Raw genomic sequence first — 7,827 nt, 5'->3', positions numbered from 1 at the left:
GCCTCCACCCACTCGCGCGACAGCTCCTCCGGCGCGAACACCCGCCCCGCGCCCATGCCAATCCTCGCGAAGCGCTCCATCAACGCACGCTCGGATGCGACCGGCGGGATGAACTGGAAGAGGAAGTTCACATAGCCGATGAACCGCGCGGACAACGCCCGCGCCTCCTCCCAGGGAGGGAACACCCCGTGGGGCACCGGCGGCGGTGGCGCCCTTCCGGCGAACTCCGACAGGGGCGTGAGCAGGTACTGCTTCTGCAGCTCACGCAGCAGGGGCAGATCCCCCATCCCTGACAGCGACGTGCGTCCCACGATGCACACCAGCTGCGTCGGCGCGCGCACCACCCCGTCCATGTCCGACGGTACCGCTCCGTCCCAGCCCGGCCCCGCGATGAGGTAGCGGCCCGACTTGAAGCCGGTCGTCCGCACGCCCAGGTAGGCGAAGTTCTGGGTGAACAGGTCGCAGAACTGGAAGACGTTGTAGCGGTCCTTCTCCACCTCCGGGAGGCGCAGCACCAGGGGCTCGCGCCGCAAATCCAACCACGCCATCGAATAGGGCGTGTCGTTGTTCGGCGTGACGACGTCCGTGTCCTTCGGCGTGAGCACCCGCGCGAAGTGCCGGAAGCGCTGGAAGCCGCCCGTGTAGCCCGACGACAGCGGGTCCTGCGTGCTCAGGTACAGCGTCTTGTAGTTGTAGAGCATCGGGTAGGCGTAGACGAACGCATCCCTAGCAATCTCCCGCGCCTCCTGGAGTGAGGCACCCTCCTCCTCGCGCGACGCCTCCCCGACTGCTTCCGACCCCTGCTGCATGACGGACCTCCCCCGGCGGACGACGCTCCCTGCCCAGGGTCCGTCGTCCAGCGTGCCTTGAATCTGGAGACTGCCGCCGGTGAAGTTCTTCTGGTCGCTGACGCTGTACCGGTTGCCGGAGCGGGAGTTGGTGGACAACCCGTTGGAGCGCTACGCGTTGGGAGACCGGACGCCGGGGCTGAAGTATGGCCCGGATGGCTCCCTGTCGCTGTTCATCCAGCGGGAGATGCCCACGGCACCGGAGCAGCGGGCCAACTGGCTGCCCGCGCCCGAAGGGCCCTTCACGCTCGTCTACCGCTTCTATGGGCCCGACGAGCGGGTCCAGAAGGGCCAGTGGACGCTGCCTCCGGTGCGCCCGTTGGATGCATGAGGAGCCACCCGCGGAGGCGGACATGGATGGAGTCGACAATGCCTTCGCGCTCCTGCTCGATGGCGGGGGCGGAGCGCGTCCCTTGCCGTTGGAGCAGGTCCGGGACTGGAAGCCTTCGGATGGCGCGCTCTGGCTGAACCTGTCCCCGGACATCCCGGACCTGCCCCGCGTGCTGGAGCAGACCTTCCCCCTGCCTCCGGACGTCCGCGACACCCTGCTCGGGGACGTGGGACGGGTGCGCACCGACGTCGTCCAGGGCGATCAGCTCATCCTGCTCATGCAGCACCCGGATGCCGTGCGCACCGGGGCTCCCCCAAGGATGCTGCGCGCCTGGATGTCGTCGCAGCACTGCGTCACCATCGCCTACGGCGGTCAGCCCGCCGTCGTGTTGCTGCGCCACAAGCTCGCGCAGGGCCATGGGCCCCGGGGCCCGGACCTGTTCCTCGCCTTCGCCAACGCCGCGATCGAGGAGGCCGCCCTGCGCCTCACGGACTTCGACGACGCCCTGTCCGAACTGGAGGGGCGCTTCGAGGAGCGTCGCGCGGAGGATGTCGCCGCCGAGCACCTGCGCAGGCTGCGCCGGGGGCTGCTGGAGCAGCGCCGCTTCGTCTCGCTCTCCCGCGACGCCATCGTGCGGGTCAGCCTGCTGGACGTGGGGTGGCTCGTCGCGCAAGAGCCGCGGATGCAGCAGAGCTCCGAGCGCGCCGGCTCCCTCCTCAAGGAACTGGATGCCCTGGTCGAGCGCGCCCGCGTCCTTCACGAGGACGAGAAGGCCCGTCAGGACGACAAGAGTCAGCGCATCCTCTACCTGCTCACCATCATCTCCGGCGTCTTCCTCCCCCTGTCCTTCATCACCGGCCTGCTGGGCGTCAACCTGGGTGGTATCCCCGGCACGGAGTGGAGGGGTGCGTTCCTCCTGCTGGTGCTCGTGCTCATCGTCCTCGCCGTCATGGAGTGGCGGGCCCTGCGCCGCCGCGATCTGGTCTGAAGTGAAGCAGGCGGGCCTCCGTCAGCGGACAGTGCCATGCGACCCCGGACCCCATGTGCGGAGCCGCCACTTCCTCACCAGCTTCATCCCGGGCGCAGCACAGGCGGGGAGAGCACAATGGCGGGAGCTCGCACATGCTGGAAGCTGCTCGGGCTCATGGGGGGCCTGTGCTGCGCCGCTTCCTCTCTCGCACAGACGACGCAAGCCCCCTCCGCGGGGGCGGGGGCGGCTTGCGGGCACAGCAGGCCCTTCCCGCGTCCCCTCCACGCCGCGTTGTGAAGTCTCCCTTCAGGGCCCACCCTCCTGGGGTCGGTGTCTGGGATTGCGTGAAGGGGAGGCGGCCGTGGTTCGACGCATGCGGAATGGCTCGCGACAGACCTGCCTGCTCTGGACCCTCGCGCTGCTCTGGGCGGCTCCCCTCCAGGCGCTCGCGGCGGATCCGCTGCCCTCCTGGAACGACGGCCCGGTGAAGCAGTCCATCATCGACTTCGTCACCCGCTCCACCACCGAGGGCAGCCCTGGCTTCATCCCTCCGGAAGAGCGCATCGCCACCTTCGACAACGACGGCACGCTCTGGCAGGAGCAGCCCGTGGTGCAGGGCGCCTTCCTGAAGGAACAGGTCAAGGCCCGGGTGAAGGAGGATGCCTCGCTCGCGCTCAAGCAGCCCTTCAAGGCCGTGCTGGAGGGGGACCTGGCCCTGCTTTCGACGATGGACGAGCCTGAGCTGATGGCGCTGTTCTCGGCCACCCACAAGGGCAAGACGCAGGAGGAGTTCGCCGCGGAGGCGCGGACCTTCTTCAAGACCGCCCGCCACCCGAAGCTCGGCGTGCCGTACACGCAGCTTGCCTACGCGCCCATGCTGGAGCTGCTCCAGTACCTGCGCGCGCACGGTTTCCAGACGTGGATCAGCTCCGGTGGCGGTACTGACTTCATGCGCGTCATCTCCGAGGACACCTACGGCATCCCGCCCCAGCAGGTCATCGGCAGCGACTTGAAGGAGCACTTCGACGACCAGGACGGCCACCCCGTGCTGCGGCGCGAGGCGAAGGTGGAGCACATCAATGACAAGGCGGGCAAGCCGGTGGGCATCGGGCAGCGCATCGGGCGGCGGCCCGTGTTCGCCGCGGGCAACGTGCGTTCGGGCGGGGACATCCAGATGCTCCAGTACACGAAGCAGCAGCCGCGCGCGGGCTTCACCCTGCTCATCAACCACGACGACGCGCAGCGCGAGTTCGCCTATCAGGAGAAGAACGACGCCTCGCTGAAGGCCGCGCGCGCCGGGGGCTGGGCGGTGGTGAGCATGCGCCAGGACTGGAAACACATCTTCCCGGAGGGACGCTGATGCACGTCCTGCACGACATCATTGTTTTCCTGGTGTCCAGCTTCATCGTCGCGCTGGGGTTGTCCCAGGGGCTGGCGTGGCACCTGGAGGACCTGGGCCGGGGCGTGCGTCAGCCGGCGTTCAAGCGGGGGCTGCTGGTGTCGCTGGTGGCGGTGCCAGTGCTGTCCGTGCTCGTGGCCAGGGCGCTGCTGCCAGTGCAACCCGTCGCGGCGGGCGTCATCGCGTTGATGGCGTTCTGCCCGGGGCTGCCCATGTCGCTCAAGCTCATCTCCCAGCAGAAGGGGAACCTGCCGTTGGCCCTGGCGCTGTCCATCACCCTGTCGCTCATCGCCATCGTCCTGCTGCCGCTGTCGCTGACGCTGCTGGAGCAGCTGTTCCCGGTGGCCATCCAGGCGCCGCCATACCGGGTCCTCCTGGCCAGGGTCATCCTCCCGTTCCTCGTGCCCTTCGCACTGGGGATTGGACTCCAGAAGCTGTCGCCCGTCTGGGCCCGGCGTCTGCTCAAGCCCGCGAAGCTCTTCTTCGCCGTCGCGCTGGCGGTGGCGGCGCTGCTGATGATCGTCGCCGGCCTCCCGCTGTTGAAGCGCCTCCACTTCTGGGGCTTCGTCGCGATGCTGGTGGTGACGCTGGGCTCGGCGGTGATGGGCCACCTGGCGGGAAGGCCCCGGCCGGAGGACAGCACGGCGCTGGCCATCTCCGCCGTCTTCGGCAACCCGGCCTTCGCCTTCTGCCTGGGTGGCAGCACCTACCCGATGAAGACCCTGCTGGGCGTCATGGGCCTGTACCTGGTGGTGCGCACCCTGGCGCTGCTGCCGTATCAAATCTGGAACCAGCGCCACCTGAAGTCCGAACGCGGACGTGGAACGTCGCTGCCGCCGGGCAGGCGGGCCCACGCTTGAGCGCGCATGTGGCCGGGTGGGCGATGCCGTGGGCCGCGTGCGTCCCCACCCTGACCGCGGGAAGGGGGCACCGCGGCGGGTGCCCGAAGGGGACGGGCCATGAAGCTGTCAGCGGACACGCTCGGCCACGTCCTGCGGCGCGCGCTTCCGGGGGTCGAGCAGGCGCGGACGTATCCGAAGCGGTGGTTGCGCGCGGACATGCTGGCCGCGCTCACCGTGGGGGCCATGCTCATCCCGCAGGGGCTGGCGTACGCGCAGATCGTCGGCGTGCGCCCCGTGGCCGGGCTGTACGCGGGCGTCTTCGCGATGCTGGCCTACGCGCTGTTCGGCCCGTCGCGCCACCTGCTGCTGGGGCCGGAGGCGGGCGCCGCCATCCTCACCGCGACCGCGCTGGCCCCCGTGGTGGCGGGCGGAGGCCCGGAGCGGCTGGCGTCGCTCGCGGCCCTGCTGGCGCTGATGGTGGGAGGCATCAGCCTCATCGGAGGACTGTGCCGGGCGGGGGCGCTCGCGGACTTCCTGTCGCGGCCCATCCTCATCGGCTACATCAACGGCGCGGCGCTCATCATCATCGGCAGTCAGCTGGCGCGGATGCTGGGGTTGGAGCGCAAGTCGAACGAGTTCGCGGGGCAGCTCTGGGAGGTGGCGTCCAACGTGGGACGCACGCACGAGCCCACGCTGCTCCTGGGGCTGGGCATCATGGTGGCGCTGGTGGCGATGCGCCGCTTCCTGCCGCGCTGGCCCGCGCCGCTGGTGATGGTGGTGCTCACCACGCTGGCGGCTTCTGTGTTCCAACTGGAGCACGGGGGCATGAAGGTGGTGGGAAGCATCTCCGCGGAGGCGCCTGCCTTTGGACTGCCTTCGGTGGGCTTCGCGGACTTCCGCGCGCTGCTGCCGGCGGCGCTCAGCCTCGCGCTGGTGAACTACGCGAGCTCCGTGCTCACGGGGCGCATCTACGCGGACCGGTTCGGCTACCGCCTGGACGCGAACCAGGAGTTCTTCGGTCAGGCGGCGGCGAACCTGGTGACCGGCCTCACGCAGGGGTTCCCGGTGACGGGCAGCGATTCGCGCACGGCGGTGAACGCGTCCATGAAGGGCCGCACGCAACTGGTGGGCGTGGGCGCGGCGGCGGTGGTGCTGGTGTTCACGCTGTTCCTCACGCCGCTGCTGGCGAAGCTGCCCCTGGTGACGCTGGGGGCCATCGTCATCGTCGCGGCGGTGTACCTGCTGGAGGTGCAGCCCATCATCTGGCTGTGGCGGGTGCGGCCAGTGGAGGCGCTGCTCGCGGTGGTGACGATGCTGGGCGTGCTGCTGCTGGGCATCCTGCAGGGCATCCTCATCGCGGTGGCGCTGGCGTTGGTGGACCTCATCCGCCGCGCGGCCCATCCCCACGACGCCGTCCTGGGCGAGCGCGAGGGCGTGCCCGGCTGGCACGACGTGGAGGGCCACGCGGACGCGGAGACGGTGCCCGGGCTCGTCGTCTACCGCTTCGACGCGCCCCTCTTCTTCGCCAACGCCCGCTTCCTGCGCGAACAGGTGCGCAGGCTGGTGGCGGAGTCCCGCGTCCCGGTGAAGTGGTTCGTCCTGGATGCGTCCTCCGTGTTCGACCTGGACGTCACCGCGGCGGAGGGGCTGGAGAAGCTGCGACGCGAACTGGAAGGCGAAGGCATCGTGCTCGCGGTGGCGCAGGCACGGGCGCCGATGCGCTCGATGCTGCGGCGCTCGGGCCTGCTTGCCCGGCTGGGGAAGGAGCGGCTCTTTCCCACCGTGGGCGCGGCAGTGCGGGCCTTCCAGCAGGAGGAGGGTCCCCGGGAGCCCGTCATGGCGGAGGCTGCCCGGCCTGCTCCGGTGCACTGACGCCATGAAACGCACGACCGGGTGGGGCAGGGGCGTGGCGCTGGGGCAGGACGCGTCCTGCGCCAGCTTCTCGCGCATCGACACGCGGGAGACGGGCGGCGCGGGCGACGACAGCGACGCGGAGGCGACATGAGACGGGAGCATCCCCTGGACCTGCCGGTGGACGAGGAGGTCGCGTCGGCCTTCCTGCTCGACCTCGCGAGGGCCCTGCACCTGGCCTACCAGCCGTCGCTGCTGGTGGAGGCGCGCGTGAGGCGGGCGGCGAAGGCCTGGGGGCTCCAGGTGGAGGTCTTCACGCTCCAGAGTCTGGCGATGACGGAGGTGGTGTCCTCACGGCGTCCCCGCGTGGCCTTCGCGCGGCTGCCCTTCAACCCGCACTGGAACCTGGGCCGGGCGGCGGCGCTCCTGCGGCTTGCGGACGCCATCGCGCAAGGGGGTGTGCGGCTGCCCGAGGCCCGTTCGGAGCTGGACCGCATCCTGGCCACGCATTCACCGTATCCCGAATGGCTGGTGTTCCTGGCGTACGGTGTCTACGGCGCGGCGGTCGCGGCCCGGGTGGGTGGGGCGTGGCTGGAGATGGGCGTGGCGTTCGTGGTGGGGGTCCTCGCGGGCGTCATCCACTTCGGCACGTTGCGTTCGCAGCGTCTGGATTTGCAGAAGAGCTTCGTGGCGACGTTCCTGGGCACGCTGGTGGCGTTCGGGTTCACGCTCGTCCTGCCGTCGTTCGACGCCGTGCGAGCCCTGTTCGGAGGCGCGACGTTGTTGGTGCCCGCGATGGTGGTGACGCTGGGCTCGCTGGAGCTGGCCACCGAGTCGGTGGAGGCGGGCCTGCCCCGGCTCACCTATGGCCTGCTGCGCTTCCTGATGATGGGGGTGGGCATCACGGCGGCGGCGACGCTCTGGAGCTTCGTCTGGCCATTGCCACCCCACTTCGGGGCGCAGGCGCTGCCGGCGCTCGTCACGCTGGTGCTGGTAGGCATTGGCGGCGTCGCGCTGGCGGTGTGCATGTCCGGACGGCCGCGGGACGTGGGGTGGATCGTCTGCGGGGTGCTGCTCGCCTACGCGACGCAGGCGGCGGCGAAGGCGGTGCTCGGGGACAGGGGCAGTCCGCTGGTGTCCGCGTTCGTGCTGGGGGTGGCGGGACTGCTCTACGGGCGCGGGAAGGACCGGATGCCCATGACCGTCATCATGCCGGGGCTGTTGCAGCTGGCGCCGGGGTTCGTCGGAACGCAGGCCCTCGTCGCGCTGCTGGGCGCGGGAGGCGCGGGCGCGAACGCCCGGCTGTTCGACGTGTTGCTGGTGGCGCTCCAGCTCGTGCTGGGCCTGGTGTTCGCCACGGTGGTGGTGCCGCCGCGCTTCTCCGTGGACCGGGAGGACCCGGTCCCCCCTCGGGCTGGCAATGCGTAGCGGCTACGGGGTGGGAGGCCGCACGATGCAGCGGAAGCCGATGTGGCTGGCTCCGCTGTCCACGGCCTGGGGCGAGCGCGCCGCGGGGCGGTAGCGGCGGCAGTAGTTGGGCGCGCACAGGTGGCTGCCACCCTTGAGGACGCGGCGGGGAATGGGGG

Annotated in this window: 9 protein-coding genes; 7 read left to right on the top strand and 2 right to left on the bottom strand. The window is 70.4% G+C overall.

The window, feature by feature from the left end; genetic code table 11:
* On the bottom strand, positions 1-809 hold an 809-nt coding region (locus tag D7X74_RS36670; RefSeq protein WP_147446817.1), incomplete at its 3' end, for a DUF1254 domain-containing protein.
* Positions 810-888: 79 nt separating this feature from the next.
* Here D7X74_RS36670 and D7X74_RS36665 point away from each other — a divergent pair.
* The 7 genes from D7X74_RS36665 to D7X74_RS36640 all read left to right on the top strand — a co-directional run bounded on the left by D7X74_RS36665 (position 889) and on the right by D7X74_RS36640 (position 7,669).
* Positions 889-1,179, top strand: a complete 291-nt coding sequence (locus D7X74_RS36665) for a DUF1214 domain-containing protein (RefSeq protein ID WP_199741981.1) — start codon at positions 889-891, stop codon at positions 1,177-1,179.
* 22 nt (positions 1,180-1,201) lie between these two features.
* Complete coding sequence (locus D7X74_RS36660; protein ID WP_158620498.1) at positions 1,202-2,167, top strand: CorA family divalent cation transporter; 966 nt, start codon at positions 1,202-1,204, stop codon at positions 2,165-2,167.
* A 343-nt stretch (positions 2,168-2,510) separates the two neighbouring features.
* The gene (locus tag D7X74_RS36655; RefSeq protein WP_233595977.1) at positions 2,511-3,509 is read left to right on the top strand and encodes an HAD family phosphatase; all 999 of its coding nucleotides are present in this window, start codon (positions 2,511-2,513) and stop codon (positions 3,507-3,509) included.
* On the top strand, positions 3,509-4,408 hold the full coding sequence (locus D7X74_RS36650) for a bile acid:sodium symporter (protein WP_120537629.1): 900 nt from the start codon (positions 3,509-3,511) through the stop codon (positions 4,406-4,408). Before D7X74_RS36655 ends, D7X74_RS36650 begins: the two co-directional genes overlap by 1 nt.
* A gap of 99 nt (positions 4,409-4,507) precedes the next feature.
* Positions 4,508-6,262 carry a SulP family inorganic anion transporter gene (locus tag D7X74_RS36645; protein ID WP_120537628.1) on the top strand — a complete coding sequence of 585 codons (1,755 nt, stop codon included), beginning with the start codon at positions 4,508-4,510 and terminating at the stop codon, positions 6,260-6,262.
* Between the two features lie 4 nt (positions 6,263-6,266).
* The gene (locus D7X74_RS44915; RefSeq protein WP_255424517.1) at positions 6,267-6,395 is read left to right on the top strand and encodes a hypothetical protein; all 129 of its coding nucleotides are present in this window, start codon (positions 6,267-6,269) and stop codon (positions 6,393-6,395) included.
* Positions 6,392-7,669 (top strand): threonine/serine exporter ThrE family protein, encoded by a 1,278-nt coding sequence (locus tag D7X74_RS36640; RefSeq protein WP_120537627.1) that lies wholly within the window; start codon positions 6,392-6,394, stop codon positions 7,667-7,669. Before D7X74_RS44915 ends, D7X74_RS36640 begins: the two co-directional genes overlap by 4 nt.
* Before the next feature lie 3 nt (positions 7,670-7,672).
* On the opposite strand, the gene D7X74_RS36635 is transcribed toward D7X74_RS36640, so the two are convergent.
* Entirely contained in the window at positions 7,673-7,822 is a 150-nt protein-coding gene (locus D7X74_RS36635; RefSeq protein ID WP_255424518.1) for an SUMF1/EgtB/PvdO family nonheme iron enzyme, read from the bottom strand.
* Between the last annotated feature and the right edge of the window lie 5 nt (positions 7,823-7,827).

Source organism: Corallococcus sp. CA047B (genome assembly GCF_003612065.1).
In the GTDB taxonomy this organism is placed as follows: Bacteria; Myxococcota; Myxococcia; order Myxococcales; family Myxococcaceae; genus Corallococcus; species Corallococcus praedator.
This window is presented reverse-complemented; position numbering and strand designations above follow the sequence as displayed.

Coding starts and splice junctions, on each gene's coding strand:
- D7X74_RS36660 (WP_158620498.1), top strand. CDS start 1,202: ATGGATGGAGTCGACAATGCCTTCGCGCTCCTGCTCGATGGCGGGGGC.
- D7X74_RS36650 (WP_120537629.1), top strand. CDS start 3,509: ATGCACGTCCTGCACGACATCATTGTTTTCCTGGTGTCCAGCTTCATC.
- D7X74_RS36645 (WP_120537628.1), top strand. CDS start 4,508: ATGAAGCTGTCAGCGGACACGCTCGGCCACGTCCTGCGGCGCGCGCTT.
- D7X74_RS44915 (WP_255424517.1), top strand. CDS start 6,267: ATGAAACGCACGACCGGGTGGGGCAGGGGCGTGGCGCTGGGGCAGGAC.
- D7X74_RS36640 (WP_120537627.1), top strand. CDS start 6,392: ATGAGACGGGAGCATCCCCTGGACCTGCCGGTGGACGAGGAGGTCGCG.